An 18,749-nucleotide genomic window follows, 5' to 3' on the forward strand; every position below is an offset into this window, starting at 1 on the left:
TCCCGCGCCGCGATACATGCGACAAGAGCATGATTGGGATACCAACGATCACGTTTAGTTATGCTTGCTCCATGGACACCACTCCAGACCTTCTCTCGCTGCGCATCGTTCGCGCCATCTCCGAGCACGGCACCATCAGTGAAGCCGCCCGCGTACTCGGCTACAGCCAACCGGCCCTGAGCCAGCACCTCACTCGCGCCCAGTCGCGACTGGGGCTCGCGCTCGTTGTGCGTTCCGGCCGTGGGGTGCGCCTCACCGAAGCTGGCCGCGCCCTCGCGAGCCATGCCGTGACCGTGCTCAACGCGGTGGATGCGGCGAGCGCCGAACTCGCAGAGCTAGCCGGTCTCTCGAGCGGAACGGTTCGCATCGCGGCTTTCCCGACGGCGTCGTCGACGCTCGTGCCGCGGTTGATTCGTCAGTTGCGGCAGCAGCATCCGAATTTGACGGTGAACTACGTCGAGGCTGAGCCTCCCCAGGCGCTGCAGCTGTTGCGGGACGGTTCTGCGGATCTGGCGATTACGTTTTCGTACCCGGAGGATCGCGCTGATCCGCATTTGTCGCGCGATGGCGGCCACACCACGGTCCCGCTGTTCACTGAGCCTGTAGTGCTCGTGCTGCCGGATACTCACCCCTTAGCGAAGGCCGACAGCGTGAGCCTGGCCGATCTTGCCAACGACGCGTGGATTGCAGGCTGCGCCCTCTGTCGCGGTCACTTGCTGGCCCTGTGCAATATCGAGGGTTTCGCTCCAGAGATCGGGTTGGAGACGGATAACGCTCTCGCAGTACTGAGCTTCGTCTCCCGCGGGCTGGGGGTGGCGCTTCTCCCCCAGCTGGCGCTGTCGTCGCTGACGCTGCCGGAGGGCGTGAGCATCCATGCCCCGCAGCCGTCGAGCGAGCGCACCATTCAGTACGTGATTCAGCCGGGGGCCACGCGAATCCCCAGCGTGGCAACGACTATTGCAACGTTGACCGCGCTGGGCGGAGACGTCTGGGGCCTGAAGGACTACCCGGAGAGCGAGCGAACCGCCCGGTAGGCCGTTTCGATCTCGGCAGCTACGGTGGCGAGTTGTTCTGCTGTCGTATCCCCGCTGAGACTAAACCGCACCGCCGTCTGGGCGATCGCTTCGTCAATGCCGATCGCAGTCAGCACGTGCGAGACATCGTCGCTGCCGACGGCACAGGCCGAACCGGCTGAACAGATGATCCCGGCACGGCCGAGCTCGAGCAGAAGTGATTCCCCACTGGTGCCGGGGAAACAGAATGAAGCGTTGTTCGGGAGACGGGTGGGTGTGGGTGAGTCTCCGCCGGCAGCAGCGTAGGCGTCAGCGCCAACTTGAGCGCCAGCCGGCTTGCCAGCCAAAACCGGCCCCGTAAAGATCGCAGCGGGAACCCGCGCCAGCACATCAGCCACGAAGTCATCCCGCAGCTGCGCGATCCTGACCGCACGCTCAGCCCGGTCGGTCTCGGCGAGTGCGAGAGCATGCGCGAACCCCACGGAACCCGCGACGTTTTCGGTGCCGGAGCGCTTGCCGCGCTCTTGGCCTCCCCCGTGCAACACGGGCTCGAGGCTGCGGCGCCCCTTGACCATCAGCACACCAATACCTTTAGGCGCTCCGAGCTTGTGTCCGGACAGGCTAAGGGCATCGACGCCCAGCCCGGCGACGTCGAGGGGAAGCCAACCAGCGGCTTGAACGGCATCCGTGTGCAGCGGCACCCCGTGCGCGCGACAGAGTTCAGCGAGCGCAGCGATGGGCTGCACAGCACCGATCTCGTTATTGGCATACATAACAGTGCAGAGCGTGGTGTCGGGGCGCAGCGCATCCCGAGCGTCGTCAAGGTTGATGAGACCGTGAGCGTCTACAGGTAACACCGTGACTTCGAACCCGTGAATGCGCGCGAGATAGTCGACGGACTCCAGCACGGCTTCATGCTCGATCGCACTCGTGACGATGTGGCGTCCGCGTGGTTCGGCAAGCGCGAGGCCCTTGATGGCGAGGTTGTCTGACTCCGTGCCTCCCGACGTGAATACGACATCGGATGCCCGGCACCCCAGTGACGCGGCAACACTCGTGCGGGCGGCATCCAGGGCCCGCTTCGCGGACTCCCCCAACTCGTGATGGCTCGACGGGTTACCGAAGTCTCCCGTCAGCAGCGGCCACATCGCTTCAAGCACCTCACGGCGCACCGGTGTGGTGGCGGCGGAGTCAAGAAAGATCATGAGGTGGCGGCGCTCACCGCAATGTCGAGACCGAGGTCGAGCGAGCGAACGCTGTGCGTGAGGGCGCCTACCGAGATGACATCAACACCGGTGGCTGCGATCGCCGCAATGGTGTCGAGGTTCACGCCTCCGCTGGCCTCGACGATCGCACGGCCGGCCACGAGCTCGACGCCCGCACGCAGGTCATCGAGCGAGAAGTTGTCGAGCATGATTGTGTCGACTCCCGCCGAGACAACAGTCTCGACTTGGTCAAGACGGTCGACTTCGACCTCAAGGTGAGTGGTGTGACCGATCCGGGCACGAGCGAGACGAATGGCGTCCCCAAGTTCGATACCGGCGGCCGCGAGAACCGCCAGGTGATTGTCTTTAGCCATCACGGCATCCGAGAGACTGAAGCGGTGATTGTGGCCGCCCCCCGAACGAACAGCGTGACGTTCGAGAGCCCGGAGCCCCGGCGTTGTCTTACGGGTATCGACTACCCGCGCGTGCGTGCCCGCCACCTGCGCGACGTAGGCCGCGGTCTGCGTGGCGATTCCCGACATCCGCTGGCTGAGGTTGAGAGCGATGCGCTCCGCCCGCAGAACGGCGCGCGCGTTACCGGACACCGATGCGAGTTGCTGGCCGGCGGTGAACGAGTCGCCATCGCTGGCCTGCAGCGTGACGTCAGCCTGAGCATCCACTAGGTAGAAGGTGCGAGCGAAGACCTCGAGACCGCTGGCGACTCCGGCCTCTCGCGCATTGAGCACGGCGGTGGCGGTGGCGTCTTCAGGCACGAAAGCGTCGCTCGTGATGTCTCCCCAAGGCGCATCTTCGGCGAGGGCCATCAGGATGACGTTGTCCACGAGCTGCTGATTCATCGCTTAATCGTTTCTGCTTGGTCCTCTGCCGGGATGAAGTCGCCCGCTACGTTGACTGCCGCCCAGCGCGTGGAAAAAGCGAGCTCTTCGCGGGTCTCCGGGTAGTCGGTGCGCTCGTGGGCACCGCGAGATTCCTTTCGGCGGAGCGCCGCGACGACGACGAGGCGCGCGAGGTCGAGCAGGTTCGCGTTCTCGGCGCCCTCGACCGTGTTGGATTCGGAGTGCCAGCTGGCCAAAATCGCTGATGCTTCTTCGAGACGAGTCGCGTCCCGCTCGAGTCCGACGTGGCTCCACATGAGTTCGCGCAACTGATCACGGGTAAATGGCTCTTTGCCCGTGATTTCGAACTGGGGCTCAAGCGTGTCGACCTCAATCGCTCGCTGGGGCTCGTTGAGAGCATCCGCAGCACGCCAGGCGAAGACGAGCGATTCGAGAAGGGAATTGGAGGCGAGGCGGTTGGCGCCGTGCACGCCGGTGCAGGATGCCTCCCCCACGGCATAGAGACCGCGCACGCTGGTTCGCCCCGAGATGTCGGTGCGGATGCCGCCCATCCAGTAGTGCGCAGCGGGCGTCACGGGAATAGGTTCTGTGCCCCAATCGAAACCATGCTCTTCGCAGACCTCGCTGATGCCGGGGAATCGTGTGGCGAGAAACTCGGAGCCGAGCGCTGTTGCGTCGAGCATGATCGGGCGCCCGCCCTGTTTTTCCATAGCGCGGGCAATGCCGCGAGCGACGACATCGCGCGGGGCGAGTTCACCGTCGGGGTGCACGTCGAACATGAAGCGCTTGCCATTCTCGTCGAGCAGGGTTGCTCCCTCGCCGCGAACAGCTTCGGAGACGAGCGGGTTGCCGGGCACCGCAAGCGATGTCGGGTGGAACTGGAAGAATTCGACATCGGCCAGAGCAGCGCCGGCACGGTAGGCGGCAGAAACACCGTCTCCCGTCGTGACGAACGGATTCGTCGTGTGCTTGTAGAGCTGGCCGGCTCCTCCGCTGGCGAGAACGACGATGTCTCCGTCGATCACCCGGGCGTTGCCGTCGGGAGCAATGACGTCGATACCGGTTACGCGGGGCGTGCCGTCGGCATCCGTCTCCGTGACCAGATCGCGCATGAACGTGTAGGCGTAGGTCTCGACGGCCAGCGCGCGGACGGCGCGCAACAGGGCGACTTCGATCGCGAGCCCCGTGGCATCTCCGCCGGCGTGGATGACGCGCCGCGAGGAGTGCGCCGCTTCGTGTCCCCGAGCGAGCTCACCATTGGCAATGCGGTCGAACTCCACCCCGAGAGAGATGAGTTCTTGCACGCGCAACGGACCCTCGCTGCACAACACTTCAACGGCATCCCGCTCGCACAGTCCCGCGCCCGCAATCATCGTGTCGGAAACATGACTGGCCACGGTGTCGTCGGGGAACAGAACAGCAGCGATGCCGCCCTGGGCGTACTTGGTGTTGCTTTCCGCGAGCTCCGACTTGGTCACGAGAACCACTTCGTGGTGAGCACTTGCGCGGTAGGCGGTGATGAGACCGGCAATACCCGTGCCGACAACAATGACCCGTGCCATGGTTACGCTTCTTTCGTCGTTACCGGCGGCTTCGCGGCGAGCATCCGCTCCAAGGCCACGCGAGCCGGTACTGCCACGTCGTCCGCGACAGTGATCTGGTTGAGCACTTCACCGCGAACGAGGCCCTCAAGCACCCACGCAAGGTAGCCCGGGTGAATGCGGTACATCGTGGAACACGGGCAGACGACCGGGTCGAGACAGAAAATCGTGTGCTGCGGGTACTCGGCAGCGAGGCGGTTGACCATATTGATCTCGGTACCGATCGCGAACGTTGTCGGTTCGGTCGCCGCAGCAACAGCCTTCTGGATGTAGTCGGTCGACCCTGCTTCATCAGCGGCATCCACAACCGGCATCGGGCACTCGGGGTGCACGATCACACGAACGCCGGGGTGCTCAGCGCGAGCCTGCTCAATCTGGCCAACATTGAAGCGCTTGTGCACGCTGCAGAAGCCGTGCCAGAGCACAACCTTCGCTTCGTTGAGGGTCTCAGCGTCGTTGCCGCCGAGGGGCTTGTTCGGGTTCCACATCGGCATGAGATCGGTCGAAATGCCCATCTTCTTTGCCGTGTTGCGGCCAAGGTGCTGGTCGGGGAAGAACAGCACGCGCTGACCGCGCTCGTAGGCCCACTCAAGGACCGTCGCAGCGTTCGAGCTCGTGCAGACGATGCCGCCGTTACGACCGCAGAAGCCCTTGAGCGCGGCAGACGAGTTCATGTACGTCACGGGGATGATCGGCACGCGGCCATCGGCATCCGGCTCGGTTCCGTAGATCTCGGTGAGCTGTTCCCAGCACTCCTCCACAGAATCGATGTCGGCCATGTCAGCCATTGAGCAACCGGCGGCGAGGTTCGGCAGGATCACCGCTTGGTCCTCGCGAGCCAGGATGTCAGCCGTCTCAGCCATAAAGTGAACGCCACAGAACACGATCGCCTCGGCGTTCGGAACGGTCTGCGCCGCGTTGGCGAGCTGGAAGGAATCGCCGAGGAAATCAGCGTGCTGCACGACCTCGTCGCGCTGGTAAAAGTGCCCGAGCACCACCGCACGGTCGCCCAGCGTGGCCTTAGCGGCGACGATGCGGGCGTGGAGGTCTTCGTTTGAGGCCTGCTGGTATTCCAGCGGCAACTGACCCTGACGAGGTGCGCCGGTGGGAATCACATCGCCCATGGATGCACCGGGGCCGTAGCTCGGAACACCGAGGTCAAAGGTCCAGGGGCCATCGGCCAACTCAGGAGCGCAGGTTTCCCCGTCGCCCGTCTTGGTGATGCGCTGAATAGTCGAATCAATGGATGACACGAGTGCTCCCTGTCTTTAGATGGCCGAGCGGGCCGTTATCAACGAGCTCAACGCCCTCGTCATAGCGGTACAGCCTCGGAGGCCGGTGACGCCCTCCCGAGACAACGTGGTCAGTGGGAACCAGTGAACCTGAATTCTCGATCTGACGACGGAAATTGGCGGGATCGAGTTGCTTTTGCAACACGGCCTCGTGAACAATGCGCAACTCGCTGAGAGTGAACGTCTCACCCAAGAAAGCACGAGCAATGCGCGAGTATTCCATCTTGGTGCGCAGCCGCCACAGGGCGTAGTCGATGATCACGTTGTGATCGAAAGCAAGCTCCGGCAGGTCATCTGCAGGGAACCAACGCACATTCTCGCCCTCGGTGGCCCGATCGGCCTCTTCTTGACGCACGAGCGCCCAATAAACGACCGATACCGCACGCCCACCGATCGACCGCTCCACGTCACCAAAAGCGTAGAGCTGCTCGAGGTAAGCAGGTTCGAGCGCAGTGGTCTCAAGCAGGTTGCGAGCTGCGGCATCCGCAAGACTTTCGTCGTTGCCGACCCAACCGCCGGGCAGTGCCCACTGGCCGGCATACGGCTCGCGGGTGCGGCGCACGAGTGGGATCCACAGCGCGCTCTCGCCCGACTCGGGAATGGGGCGCAGCGCAAAAATCACGGTGGACACCGCGAGCGAGATTGCTTGTTCACTCTGTTCCATCGCCACCCCCTTCAGTAAGAGTCATGCTGACCTGAACACAGAATACACCTTAAAGTCACCCTGACCAAAAGGGCGACGGACTTAGGCGGAAGAGGGCGCTGGCGCATCGACCGCGCCACCAAAGCGGCGCGAGCGGCTCGCATAGATGCGAATCGCTTCCCACAGGTCTTCCCTGGTGAAATCAGGCCACAACGTGTCGAGAAAGACCATTTCGGCGTAGGCGCTCTGCCAGGGCATGAAGTTACTCATCCGCTGCTCCCCCGACGACCGCACAAACAGGTCAACATCGGGCAACTGCGGTTGATAGAGACGCTTCTGGATGAGCTTCTCCGAGACGGCGGAGGGCTTCAGTTTGCCCGCCGCAACATCGTCGGCAATGGAACGCACGGCATCCGCGATCTCGTTACGGCCGCCATAGTTCACACACATTGTGAGCGTCAGGGTGCTGTTGTTCTCGGTGAGCTTTTCGGCGAACTGCAGCTCTTTGATCACGGAGGTCCACAGGCGCGGGCGTCGCCCAGCCCAGCGCACGCGCACGCCCCAATCGTTGAGTTGATCGCGGCGACGGTGCAAAACATCTCGGTTGAAGCCCATGAGAAAGCGAACCTCTTCGGGCGAACGGCTCCAGTTTTCGGTCGAAAACGCATACACGCTGATGTGCTTCACACCGATTTGGATGGCGCCAGCCACGACATCCAACAGGCTCGCCTCCCCCGCTTTGTGACCCTCGACACGCGTGAGGCCGCGCGCGTTGGCCCAGCGCCCATTGCCGTCCATGACGAGTGCGATGTGCTCGGGAACAGACCCCTTGGGCATCGCGGGAGGATGGATGCCAGTCCAGTCCAGCGGACGAAACTCCACGGCATCTTTGTGAGTTTTTGCTACGCGGCTCATGCGCTCCGATCCACATGCTGAATGGAGCGAAGACTGCGCTCCAAATGAAACTGGGTGTACGCGGCGACAACGCCGCTGGCTTGCGATCGTGACCGCTCGTCAGCTGCCTCGGCGACATCCCACTGACCGGCGAGCAACGCGCCGAGTAGTCCGAGAGTCGCGGGGCTCAATCGGGGCGAACCAGGGGGCGCAACCTCGTCGGCCACCACACCACCCATCTGCGCCACGAAAACCGAGTGCGGCCCGGGAGCACCGGTCACCGCACAATCCACAAAGCTGGGTGCCCAACCGGCAATCGACAAGCTGCGCAACAGATACGAGTCGAGAGTCAGGCTCGGGTTGTGCTCACGCCGCGACAGAGACCGCAACGCGCCCACCAGCAGCAAATACTGCTGCAGGGAGCCATCGTCATCCGTGACCTTATCCGCCGTTTCGACCATCACGCTTGCGGCGGTATAGCTCGCATAATCGGCCGTGATGTTCGAGCCGTACGAACCAAGCGACTCCGCCTGCTGAATAATGTCGAGGCTGCGACCGATATAGCACTGGATGTCGGCGACCATAAAGGGTTCCAGTCGCGACCCGAACTTCGAGGCCGTGCGACGCACCCCCTTGGCTACCGCGCGGATCTTGCCATGCTCGCGCGAAAGCATTGTCACGATGCGGTCGGCTTCACCCAACTTGTGGGTGCGCAGCACGACGGCTTCATCACGATAGGTAGGCACCCGACAAGTATCCTCCGCTTATCGCGAGTTTGCTGAGCGACGGCCCGCACGCGGCTTCTTTCGCTGAGCGCCAGCCCTGACCCGTTCGGCCCTGAACTTCAGCGCCTCACACTGCAGCGCCTCGCACTGCGCCACGTCACGCCGCGCCACGTCACGCCGCCTCGCACTGCGCCACGTCACGCCGCCTCGCAGTGCGTCGTCTCGCGCTGCACCGCGTCACGCCGTACCGCGCAGCTCTGCACCGCGCAGCCCGGCGCCGCGTCAGGCCGTACCGCGCAGCTCTGCACCGCGCAGCCCGGCGCCGCGTCACGCCGTGCCGCGTCACCCCGCGCCGTCCGTGTCCCGCGTCCCGCGCGACTCCGCCCGCAGCCTCGCTCGCGCACATCCCGGCTTTCCAGCCCCGTTCTCTCGTGCATTCCCCTCCCCATTGCCTTTGTTCGCCCCCTCGCCCCTTCGGAAATTCAGGAAATCCGCACGCCGACGGCGCCCCGAGCCGCGGAGACACAAACTTCCCGAACGAGATCACGGCGTTTTTCCTGAATTTCCGAAGGGAAGGGAAGGGCGCGGGCGGCGCACAGAAGGCGGCGCACAGAAGGCAGTGCAGGAAGGCAGTGCAGGAGACAGCGGCAGGAAAGCGGCGCAGAAGGCAGTACAGGAAAGCGGCGCAGAAGGCAGTACAGGAAAGCGGCGCAGGAGACAGCGGCAGCGCACACACCGCGATTGCAGGCTTGCCCGGAGCACAATCGCGCCGCGCGCTCCGCGCGTGGTACGAATGGTGCGTGGACGAGACTTTCGAGATTCCGCTGTGGGCGGGGCTGTTGGCGGTCGGCGTCGGGGCCATGCAGGGTGCGATGTTCGCGGCCCAGTTTCGTGACCGTCGCCTCGACCTGCTGGGGGTCGCCATTATCGGCTTGGCGTCCGGCTTTGGCGGCGGCATCATTCGCGATGTCGTGCTCTCTGAGGTACCGATAGTTCTCACCACCAACTGGTATCTCATCGTGGCCACGGGCGCCGCCCTATGCGGGATGCTGTTGGAACGGCTCATCGCCCGGATGGGCCCGGTCATCACAGTTCTCGACGCGCTGACCATCGGGCTCTTCGGCGCGATCGGCACGACTAAAGCACTCGCGATGGGGCTTCCCGAGGTGCCGGCCATCTTCGTCGGCGCCATTTCGGGCGTCGGCGGCTCGGTCCTTCGCGACATGCTGCTCTCGATGCCGATCGCGCTCATGCATGTGGGGTCGCTCTATGCCGTCGCTGCGGTGTCCGGCGCCACAAGCCTCGTCATTATGCGCAGTTTCGATGTTCCGGTTCTTCTGGCCGCATCATTTTGTGTCGCCATCACGGTGGGCGTTCGGGTGCTCGCCGTCCTCTTCAACTGGACGCTGCCCGAGCAACGAACCATTAATCGCTTGCCCAAGTTCCGCCGGCCCTAACTCGCTCACGGCCCCTCGCCGTCACTGCCGTTAACGATCACATGCCCCACAGCTCTCGCTGCGGGGCATGTGCGAAATCGAGACCTAGCCAGCGACCAGCTCAGATTCAGGAGCGTTCTGCGAAGCGCGCACCCAGCGGTTGACCGCTGACACGATCGCCTTGAGGGATGCCCGCGAGATGTCACCATCGATGCCGACGCCCCAAAGGCGCTGGCCGTTGATGTCGAGTTCGACGTAGGCGGCAGCCTGGGCATTGCTGCCCTCGCTCATGGTGTGCTCAACGTAGTCATAGAGCTTCACGCCGATGCCTTGCCCCTGCGCGGACAACATGCCGAGGAACGCATCGATCGGGCCGTTGCCGACATGCTGGGCTTCCAGTTCGGCATCATCCACTCGCAGTCGCGCTTCGAGGCTGACCTCACCATCGTTGGCGCTCGTCGTGCGAGTAGAAAGCAGCTCGTAGCGACCCCACTTTTGCTCGGCGTGATCGGCGGATGCTGGCAGGTATTCGTCTTGGAAGGCCGTCCAGATCTGCTCGCTCGACACTTCGCCACCCTCGGCATCCGTCTTCGACTGAACAACACCACTGAACTCGATCTGCAGCTTGCGCGGCAGGTCGAGGCTGTGGTCAGTCTTGAGCAGGTAGGCGACGCCGCCCTTGCCGGACTGCGAGTTCACACGCACGACTGCTTCGTAGCCGCGGCCAACATCCTTGGGGTCGATCGGCAGGTACGGAACAGCCCAGACCAGATCGTTCACGTGCTTGCCCTCGCGTTCGGCCTGAGCCGCCATCGACTCGAAGCCCTTCTTGATGGCATCTTGGTGCGATCCGCTGAAGGCCGTGTAGACGAGGTCGCCAGCCCACGGGCTGCGCTCGTGCACCTTCAGCTGGTTGCAGTGCTCAGCCGTGCGACGGATTTCGTCGAGGTCACTGAAATCGATCTGCGGATCGATACCCTGCGTGAACAGGTTGAGTCCCAAAGCAACGAGGTCGACGTTTCCGGTGCGCTCACCGTTTCCGAACAGGCAACCTTCGATGCGGTCAGCACCGGCCATGTAGCCCAGCTCCGCCGCAGCAATTCCGGTTCCGCGGTCATTGTGCGGGTGCAGCGAAATGATGACGTTCTCGCGGTGGTTCACGTTGCGCGACATCCACTCGATCGAGTCGGCATAAACGTTGGGGGTAGCCATTTCGACGGTGGCGGGTAGGTTCAGGATGACCTTGCGCTCCGGCGTGGGCTGGAAGACTTCGAGCACCTGGTTGCAGATATCAACCGCGAACTCGAGCTCGGTGCCGGTGTAGCTTTCCGGCGAGTACTCGTAGTAGACGTCGGTCTCCGGGACCATCGCCTCGGAAGCTTTACAGATGCGAGCACCGTTGAGGGCAATATCGATGATGCCCTGCTTGTCTTTGCGGAATACGACATCGCGCTGCAGAACGCTCGTGGAGTTGTAGAGGTGAACGATCGCTTGCTTAGCGCCCTTGATCGATTCGTACGTGCGCACGATCAGTTCTTCGCGAGCCTGCGTCAGCACCTGAATGGTGACGTCATCCGGAATCGCGTTCGTTTCAATGAGCGAACGAACGAAGTCGAAGTCAGTCTGGCTAGCCGAGGGGAACCCGACCTCGATCTCCTTGTACCCCATCTTCACCAGCAGATCGAACATGATCCGCTTGCGCTCGGGGCTCATCGGGTCGATGAGCGCTTGGTTGCCATCACGCAAATCAACGGCACACCAGCGGGGTGCCTCGGTAATGCGCTTCGAAGGCCACGTACGGTCCGGCAGATCTACAGAAATGATCTCGTGAAACGGACGGTACTTGTGAACCGGCATCGATGATGCGGACTGATTGTTTTTCATGTGAAGCTCCTGCTGTTCTCAAGGCCTTATGGGCCACTCGCAACGAATCTGGTCAGCCAATGACAAACCCCGCGACGAGTGAGGCCTGGGTTAGGACTCGTCGCGGCAGCTAAGGAGGAGCAGACCGAAGAACACAATTTCACCCTAGCACTGCGGGCGCCGCCCCGCAGGACTGGTTCTCCAACTGTTACCGCGCTGCCGCGATGCGGCAATAAAAGTTTAGAAACCGAGGCGACCGAGCTGCTTGGAGTCGCGTTGCCATTCCTTGGCGACCTTCACGCGAAGCGAGAGGAAGATTTGCTTGCCGACGAGCTTCTCAATCTCAGCGCGGGCACGGGCGCCGACATCTTGCAGGCGCTCCCCGCCCTTACCGATAATGATGCCTTTTTGGCTGTCTCGCTCGACAAAGATATTCGCGAACACTTCAAGAAGGTTCTTGTCGTCGCGCTCGATCATGTCGTCGATCGTGACGGCGATCGAGTGCGGAAGTTCATCCATAACGCCCTCAAGAGCCGCCTCACGAATGAGCTCTGCCACCCGCGACTCGGTCGACTCATCGGTGACAGCGTCATCCGGGTAAAGCGCATGCGAGACCGGCATGAGCTTGACGAGTTCAGTCGAGAGGATGTCGAGCTGGATGTCGTCGAACGACGAGATCGGGATGATTTCGTCCCAGTCGCGCAGTTCTGCCACGGCCTTGAGCTGCTCTGCAACGCCGGGGCGCGACGAAGCATCGATCTTCGTAACGATGGCAACCTTCTTGGCATGTGGGAAGGCATCCAACTGCTCGTTGATGTAGCGGTCGCCGGGACCGATTTTCTCGTTTGCCGGAATGCAGAGACCGATGACGTCGACTTCACCGAGGGTGTCTTGCACGATCGAGTTCAGGCGTTCCCCCAGCAGGGTGCGCGGGCGGTGCATACCTGGGGTGTCCACGATGATGAGCTGGCCGTCGTTGCGGTGCACGAGACCCCGGATGGCGCGGCGAGTGGTTTGAGGCTTCGACGACGTGATCGCGACCTTCTCGCCTACGAGGGCGTTGGTCAGCGTGGACTTGCCCACGTTGGGTCGACCTACAAAGGTCACGAATCCTGCTCTGAATTCACTGGTGTCGGTCACTGTGATTCACCGTTCTCTCGTTCATTCGGGCGTGAGTCGTGCTGATTGGTGAAGGTGGGGTCGACTGACACCAGCACAGTGCTGATGCGTTTGCGACGGCCTTCGGTACGTTCTGCCGTGAGAACGAGGCCCGAGTAGTGCGCGACTGCGCCACTCTCGGGCAGTCGCCCCAGGGTCTTCATGATCAAGCCACCGACGGAGTCGACCTCGTCATCATCGAGCTCGAGACCGAACAGGTCGCCCAATTCGTCGATCGGGAGACGGGCGCTCACACGGAATGATCCATCGTCCAGCTGTTCAAATTCGGCAACTTCACGGTCATACTCATCAGAAATATCTCCGACGAGTTCTTCGATGAGGTCCTCGAGCGAGACTAGTCCAGCGATGCCGCCATACTCATCGACGACCATGGCCAAGTGATTCGATTCGAGTTGCATTTGGCGCAACAGGCTGTCCGCGCGCTGCGATTCCGGCACAAAGAGTGCGGGGCGAGCGAGCGCCTGAGTGGTGAGCTTGTCTGCCTCGGCTGGCTGCTCGTAGACGACTCGCGCGATGTCGCGCAGGTACAGCACGCCCATCACTTGGTCGATGTCGTCGCCAATCACGGGTACCCGGGAGACTCCGCGGCTCAAGAAGAGGCCCATCGCGGCACTGGCCGTTACATCAGCTTCGACCGTCACCATGTCGGTGCGCGGAATCATTACTTCACGAATCACCGTGCTGTTGAAGTCGAAAATGGAGTGGATGAGGTCGCGGTCGTCTTGATCGAGAACTTCGTGCTCGGTGGCTTCGTCCACCATGCTGAGCAACTGTTCTTCACTCGAGAAGGTTGCCGTGCGCGGGCGCCCTGGGGTGACGCGGTTACCGATCGCGACGAGTGCATCCGCGATCGGGCCGAGGATGACGCGGATGCCGCGAACGAACCGAGCCGAGAGCTGCAACACCTTGCGTGAATGGGCACGCCCGACGCTGCGAGGGCTGGAGCCGACGAGCACAAACGATGCCCCGGTCATGATGAGCGCGCTGAATAGCAGTACGAGCCACCACTGCTCGAAGACGGAGGCGAAGACGAGGGTAACGAGCACGGCCGCGGTCGTTTCCACGACGATTCGCATGAAGTTGAGCGCGTTGATGTGCGCGCCCGTGTCTCGAGAGATCGCAAGGATCGACTTGTGCGCGCGACTGCGCCCCGCTAATTCGACAAGGTCGCTACGGCTCAACACAGTTAGCGCAGAGTCAGCAGCGGCGAGCAGACCACCGAGCGAAACCAAAAGGATCGCGACGGTGATGAAAATACCAATCAGCACAATCGGCTACTAACTTCGTTCTGCGAGGGCGAACCCCAACAGAATTTCGCGCTGGAGGCCAAACATCTCTTTTTCCTCGTCTGGCTCGGCGTGGTCGAAGCCGAGCAAGTGCAGCAGACCGTGAGTGGTCAGCAACAGCATTTCTTCCAGAGGCGTATGGCCAGCAGTCTCGGCCTGCGAGATCGCCACTTGCGGGCACACGACGATGTCGCCGAGCAAGCCGGCGGGCGTCTGGCGGTCTTCAGTTCCGGGGCGCAGTTCGTCCATCGGAAAGCTCAAGACGTCTGTGGGACCCGGCTCGTCCATCCACTGCACGTGAAGCTGCTCCATGGCGGCCTCGTCGACAAAGACGATGCCCAATTCGGCATCCGGATGCACGTGCAGCTGGTCGAGGGCGAAAGTGCAGAGTCGCTGGAAGGCGTGCTCGTCTACCTCGACGGCCGATTCGTTGTTGATTTCGATCGACACGTTAGCGCCCCTCGTGATTGCGGCTGCGCTTGGGCGGCCGGTTATTGCGGTTGTATTCGTCACGCTGCTTTTCGGCGTCGTAGGTGGTGTAGGCATCCACGATTTGACCCACGAGGCTGTGACGAACGACGTCAGCACTCGACAGCTCTGCAAAGTGGATGTCGTCGATGTCCCGTAGAACATTCGAGACGAGCTTGAGCCCGCTCGCACCCTCAGGAAGGTCAACCTGAGTGATGTCGCCGGTGATGACCATCTGCGAATCGAAGCCGAGACGGGTCAGGAACATCTTCATCTGCTCGGGTGTGGTGTTCTGAGCTTCGTCAAGAACCACGAACGAGTTGTTGAGAGTCCGACCACGCATATAGGCGAGCGGTGCGACCTCGACAGTGCCTGCTGCGAGAAGCTTGGGCACGAGATCGGGATCCATCATGTCGTTGAGGGCATCGTACAGCGGGCGCAGGTAAGGGTCGATTTTGTCGGTGAGCGATCCCGGTAAGAATCCGAGACGCTCCCCTGCTTCGATCGCTGGGCGGCTCAGAATGATGCGCTCGACCTCTTTGCGCTGCAGAGCCTGCACGGCTTTAGCCATCGCCAAGTAGGTCTTTCCCGTTCCGGCCGGGCCGATGCCGAACACGATGGTGTTGTTGTCCATCGCATCGACGTATTGCGCCTGACCGAGAGTCTTGGCGCGAATGGCTTTACCCCGCGCTGTCAGGATGGTGTGCCCGAGCAGCTGTTGCGGGCTGCCCTGATTGCCGCGAAGAATCTTTGCCGACGCGTCGACCTCGATCTCGCCGAGGTCGTGGCCGTCGCGCACCATCGTGACGAGTTCGTCGACGAGTTCTTTGGCGGCCGCGACCGACGACGCATCGCCCGTCAGGGTGATTTCGTTGCCGCGAACGTGCATTTCTACGTTCGGAAACTTGCTTTCGACGACCTTGAGAAGTCGATCGTGAGGGCCAAGAAGTCGCACCATGGCGACACCGTCTACTTCAATCGAGACGCTCTCGCGCTCTGTCGAACCTGCGGACTCGGAGTCACTAGTGACCAAGGGTGCCTTCCTCGAGGTTTCCGCCGAGCACATGAGCGTGCACGTGGAAAACAGTTTGACCAGCGTTTTCGCCAGTGTTAAAGATCAGTCTGTATTGCCCGCCTGCATGTTCGTCGGCAAGCGATTGGGCGACCGAGACAAGTTCGGCCAGTAGCGCCGGGTTGCCTGCCGCAAGCTCCGTAACGTTGGCGAACTCTTCGGTTTTAGGCACAACGAGCAAGTGCACGGGTGCTTGAGGCGCGATGTCGCGAAACGCGATTACCGCGTCTGACTCGAAGACGATATCCGCGGGAATCTCGCGAGCGATGATCTTGGTAAAGATCGATGGGGAATCAGACATGTCTCTAGCCTAAACCTCTAGCTCCAGCGGCCAAGCTTGACGTTCAACGCCGCCAACGCCGCTGGGCCCGCTGTCGACGTGCGCAGCACTTCACTACCCAGCCGAATAGTGGATGCTCCCGCCGCCGTCAAGAGCTCCAGTTCGTGATCCGCAACCCCGCCTTCCGGCCCCACTACGAGCAGGATGTCACGGTCGTCGACTTCGAGTTCGGCCAACGTTTCGGTTGCCGTGGGCTCGAGCACGAGCATCCGCGTCGTCGAAGCAAAGGTTGCCAACTGCTTGGTCGTGACGAGGTCGAGAACGTCGGGGATCCAGCTGCGCAGAGACTGCTTGCTCGCTTCGCGAACGATAGCGGCCCAGCGATCGCGACCCTTGGCAACCTTCGCGCCTTGCCAGCGCGAAATGCTGCGCGCCGCAGACCACGGAATGACGCCGTCGACGCCGAGTTCGGTGGCGACCTGAACCGCGAGTTCGTCGCGATCCGCTTTGGCGAGGGCTTGAGCGAGGAAAACGGCCGGTGTTCGCCGCGGCGACTGCTGAACATCCGCTACTTCGATGGTGAGCTCGGTGTGTTCCGCCGTGACGATAGGACCAGAAACGATCAGGCCAGCACCGTTACCAATCGCGATCGTCTCGCCTACCTTCAGGCGCGACACAGTGACAGCGTGGCGTGCTTCAGCATTGCCGAGAGAAACGGAGGCGCCAACACCAACGTCGCCAAGCTCTTCATCGATATAGAGATGTGCCATGAGTGCCTACAGGAAACGGTCGCGAAGCTTCGCGAACAGCCCCTGCTGGAACTCGGCAAAATGCGGCTGCTTGCTCTTGCGCACGGCGGCGAGCTGCTTCATTAGGGTCTGTTCTGCACCACTGAGCTTCGTCGGCGTGACGACCTGGATGCCGAGACGCAGATCACCGCGGCCGTTGCCACGCAGGCTCGTAATTCCGCGATCGCGAACTGTGAGCACTTCGCCGCTCTGCGTACCAGGCTTAATGACCACTTCAATTTCTCCGTCGAGGCCATCGAGCTTCACTGTTGTACCCAAGATTGCGTCGATCATCTCGACCTCCACAGTGGCCAACAGATCATCATCGGCACGGCTAAAGATGTCGTGGTGGCGCACCTTGATCTCGAGGAACAGGTCGCCATTGGGGCCGCCAGCGGGACCGACTTCGCCTTGACCGGGCATCTGCAAACGCAGTCCCGTCTCAACGCCGGCGGGGATGTCGACCGAGAGCGTGCGCTGCGCACGAACACGACCCTGGCCGGCACACGTAGCGCAGGGGTTCACGATGATGTTGCCGTAGCCGCGGCACGTGCCACAGGGGCTCGACGTCATGACGTTGCCGAGGAGGCTTCGCACCTGGCGCTGGATCTGGCCGCTACCCTGACAAATGTCGCAGCGAACCGGCGAGCTGCCGGGGGCAGCACAACTGCCCTCACACGTCTCACAGAGTTCTGCAGTGTTGACCTCGATGTCGCGAGTGACACCGAACATCGTGTCTTTGAGGCTGACCTCGATACGCAGCAGCGCATCCTGGCCCCGCTCGCGGCGTGACCGCGGACCAGCGGTCTGAGCGCCACCCCCACCGCCGAAGAACGTCTCGAAGATGTCGCCAAAGCCGAAGTTGGCGCCTCCACCGAATCCGCCGCTGCCGCCCATGTCGTACTGCTGGCGCTGCTGGGGATCGCTCAGCACGTCATACGCGTGAGTTACCGACTTGAAGCGTTCCGACGCATCCGCGCTGGGGTTGACGTCGGGGTGCAACTCGCGTGCGAGCTTGCGGTACGCCTTCTTGATTTCCTCCGGGGTCGCTTCGCGCGCAACGCCGAGGGCTTCGTAGTGATCTGCCAAAGTTCCGATTGCTCCTTACGAGCTCAGTTGTCTTCCAAAAGTCGCGAGAGGTATCGCGCTACTGCGCGAACCGCCGCCATGTTGTTCGAATAGTCCATGCGCGTCGGGCCAAGCACGCCCAAGCGCGAAACACCGCCGCCGGATGAGGAATACCCGCCCGTGACGACCGATGTCTCTTCTAACCCAAATTCTGCGTTCTCTCGCCCGATGCGAGTAGAAACTGATCCATTTGCTACTTCCATCTCCCCAAAGAGGCGCAACAACGTTACTTGCTCTTCTATTGCCTCAAGTACAGGGAAGATGCTGCCGGTGAAGTCTTGCTCGGTGCGAGCGAGGTTTGCGGTGCCAGCGAGAACGAGCTTGTCGGCACGGTTGGCCAGCACCTGCTCGATCAAACTTGTAGCAATTTGGCCAACAAATGCCTGTCTCTCTGCGGGAAAAATCTGCGCAAAACTTGCGAGCCGATCGGCCGCTTCGGGCAGTGACTGCCCGGTGAGAGCAGAATTCAGCTTGGCGCGAACCTCGCCCAGGAACGCCTCATCCACGGGGTCAGAGACGTCAATGAGGCGCTGCTCGACTCGACCAGAGTCGGTAATGAACACCGTCATAATGCGAGTGGCATGCAAGGGAACAAGTTCCACATGCCGCACGCGAGCGGTCGCCAGCGAGGGATACTGCACGAGCGCCACGCTGTTGGTCAGTTGCGACAGCAAGCGAACCGAGCGCGCAAGTACGTCATCCAAATCGTCGGCCTGACCGAGGAACGACTCGATGGCTTGACGCTGAGCGCTCGTAAGCGGGCGCAGGTCGGCCAACTGGTCGACAAACATGCGGTAGCCCTTGTCGGTCGGAACACGCCCTGATGAGGTGTGGGGCGCCGTGATGAGCTCTTCGTCTTCAAGTAAGACCATGTCGTTGCGAATCGTTGCTGCGGACACCCCGAAGGAATGTCGCTCAACGATCGACTTAGATCCGACAGGCTCGCGCGTAGCAACGTAGTCCTGCACGATGACTCGAAGTACGTCAAGTCCGCGGGCGGAAACCATTCCACCACCCAC

General features: G+C 62.1%; 18 protein-coding genes. 2 read left to right on the forward strand and 16 right to left on the reverse strand.

Annotation, left to right across the window (positions count from 1 at the left end; translation table 11 throughout):
* The first annotated feature begins 71 nt into the window (after positions 1 to 71).
* On the forward strand, positions 72 to 1,034 hold the full coding sequence (locus ACWTV3_RS02310) for a LysR family transcriptional regulator (RefSeq protein ID WP_498476656.1): 963 nt from the start codon (positions 72 to 74) through the stop codon (positions 1,032 to 1,034).
* Here the strand turns inward: ACWTV3_RS02310 and ACWTV3_RS02315 are convergent.
* The 7 genes from ACWTV3_RS02315 to recO all read right to left on the reverse strand — a co-directional run bounded on the left by ACWTV3_RS02315 (position 1,004) and on the right by recO (position 8,251).
* Positions 1,004 to 2,218, reverse strand: a complete 1,215-nt coding sequence (locus tag ACWTV3_RS02315; protein WP_498476657.1) for a cysteine desulfurase family protein — start codon at positions 2,216 to 2,218, stop codon at positions 1,004 to 1,006. The genes ACWTV3_RS02310 and ACWTV3_RS02315 overlap by 31 nt on opposite strands.
* Complete coding sequence (nadC, locus tag ACWTV3_RS02320) at positions 2,215 to 3,075, reverse strand: carboxylating nicotinate-nucleotide diphosphorylase (RefSeq protein ID WP_498476658.1); 861 nt, start codon at positions 3,073 to 3,075, stop codon at positions 2,215 to 2,217. The genes ACWTV3_RS02315 and nadC overlap by 4 nt, the downstream gene beginning before the upstream one ends.
* Entirely contained in the window at positions 3,072 to 4,637 is a 1,566-nt protein-coding gene (gene nadB, locus ACWTV3_RS02325) for an L-aspartate oxidase (protein ID WP_498476659.1), read from the reverse strand. Before nadB ends, nadC begins: the two co-directional genes overlap by 4 nt.
* A gap of 2 nt (positions 4,638 to 4,639) precedes the next feature.
* On the reverse strand, positions 4,640 to 5,929 hold the full coding sequence (nadA, locus tag ACWTV3_RS02330) for a quinolinate synthase NadA (protein ID WP_498476660.1): 1,290 nt from the start codon (positions 5,927 to 5,929) through the stop codon (positions 4,640 to 4,642).
* A complete protein-coding gene (locus ACWTV3_RS02335; RefSeq protein ID WP_498476661.1) occupies positions 5,916 to 6,632 on the reverse strand; it encodes an NUDIX hydrolase in 717 nt (238 codons plus the stop codon). The genes nadA and ACWTV3_RS02335 overlap by 14 nt, the downstream gene beginning before the upstream one ends.
* An 81-nt stretch (positions 6,633 to 6,713) precedes the next feature.
* The gene (locus tag ACWTV3_RS02340; protein WP_498476662.1) at positions 6,714 to 7,526 is read right to left on the reverse strand and encodes an isoprenyl transferase; all 813 of its coding nucleotides are present in this window, start codon (positions 7,524 to 7,526) and stop codon (positions 6,714 to 6,716) included.
* Positions 7,523 to 8,251 carry a DNA repair protein RecO gene (gene recO, locus ACWTV3_RS02345; RefSeq protein WP_498476663.1) on the reverse strand — a complete coding sequence of 243 codons (729 nt, stop codon included), beginning with the start codon at positions 8,249 to 8,251 and terminating at the stop codon, positions 7,523 to 7,525. The genes ACWTV3_RS02340 and recO overlap by 4 nt, the downstream gene beginning before the upstream one ends.
* A 779-nt stretch (positions 8,252 to 9,030) precedes the next feature.
* On the opposite strand from recO, the gene ACWTV3_RS02350 reads away from it, so the two are divergent.
* On the forward strand, positions 9,031 to 9,687 hold the full coding sequence (locus ACWTV3_RS02350) for a trimeric intracellular cation channel family protein (protein WP_498476664.1): 657 nt from the start codon (positions 9,031 to 9,033) through the stop codon (positions 9,685 to 9,687).
* Positions 9,688 to 9,771: 84 nt separating this feature from the next.
* On the opposite strand, the gene leuA is transcribed toward ACWTV3_RS02350, so the two are convergent.
* The 9 genes from leuA to hrcA all read right to left on the reverse strand — a co-directional run bounded on the left by leuA (position 9,772) and on the right by hrcA (position 18,737).
* A complete protein-coding gene (leuA, locus tag ACWTV3_RS02355) occupies positions 9,772 to 11,550 on the reverse strand; it encodes a 2-isopropylmalate synthase (protein ID WP_498476665.1) in 1,779 nt (592 codons plus the stop codon).
* 219 nt (positions 11,551 to 11,769) lie between these two features.
* Positions 11,770 to 12,669, reverse strand: coding sequence for a GTPase Era (gene era, locus ACWTV3_RS02360; protein WP_498476666.1), 900 nt, complete (start codon positions 12,667 to 12,669; stop codon positions 11,770 to 11,772).
* On the reverse strand, positions 12,666 to 13,976 hold the full coding sequence (locus ACWTV3_RS02365; RefSeq protein WP_498476667.1) for a hemolysin family protein: 1,311 nt from the start codon (positions 13,974 to 13,976) through the stop codon (positions 12,666 to 12,668). The genes era and ACWTV3_RS02365 overlap by 4 nt, the downstream gene beginning before the upstream one ends.
* A 9-nt stretch (positions 13,977 to 13,985) precedes the next feature.
* A complete protein-coding gene (gene ybeY, locus ACWTV3_RS02370; protein WP_100388795.1) occupies positions 13,986 to 14,444 on the reverse strand; it encodes an rRNA maturation RNase YbeY in 459 nt (152 codons plus the stop codon).
* A gap of 1 nt (position 14,445) precedes the next feature.
* On the reverse strand, positions 14,446 to 15,495 hold the full coding sequence (locus ACWTV3_RS02375; RefSeq protein ID WP_498476668.1) for a PhoH family protein: 1,050 nt from the start codon (positions 15,493 to 15,495) through the stop codon (positions 14,446 to 14,448).
* Positions 15,485 to 15,835 (reverse strand): histidine triad nucleotide-binding protein, encoded by a 351-nt coding sequence (locus ACWTV3_RS02380; RefSeq protein WP_341619774.1) that lies wholly within the window; start codon positions 15,833 to 15,835, stop codon positions 15,485 to 15,487. The genes ACWTV3_RS02375 and ACWTV3_RS02380 overlap by 11 nt, the downstream gene beginning before the upstream one ends.
* Positions 15,836 to 15,852: 17 nt before the next feature.
* Positions 15,853 to 16,584 carry a 16S rRNA (uracil(1498)-N(3))-methyltransferase gene (locus ACWTV3_RS02385; RefSeq protein WP_498476669.1) on the reverse strand — a complete coding sequence of 244 codons (732 nt, stop codon included), beginning with the start codon at positions 16,582 to 16,584 and terminating at the stop codon, positions 15,853 to 15,855.
* A gap of 6 nt (positions 16,585 to 16,590) precedes the next feature.
* The gene (dnaJ, locus tag ACWTV3_RS02390) at positions 16,591 to 17,691 is read right to left on the reverse strand and encodes a molecular chaperone DnaJ (protein ID WP_498476670.1); all 1,101 of its coding nucleotides are present in this window, start codon (positions 17,689 to 17,691) and stop codon (positions 16,591 to 16,593) included.
* Positions 17,692 to 17,714: 23 nt separating this feature from the next.
* Positions 17,715 to 18,737 carry a heat-inducible transcriptional repressor HrcA gene (gene hrcA / locus ACWTV3_RS02395; protein ID WP_100388790.1) on the reverse strand — a complete coding sequence of 341 codons (1,023 nt, stop codon included), beginning with the start codon at positions 18,735 to 18,737 and terminating at the stop codon, positions 17,715 to 17,717.
* Between the last annotated feature and the right edge of the window lie 12 nt (positions 18,738 to 18,749).

Source organism: Salinibacterium sp. AL4.1, from assembly GCF_059767305.1.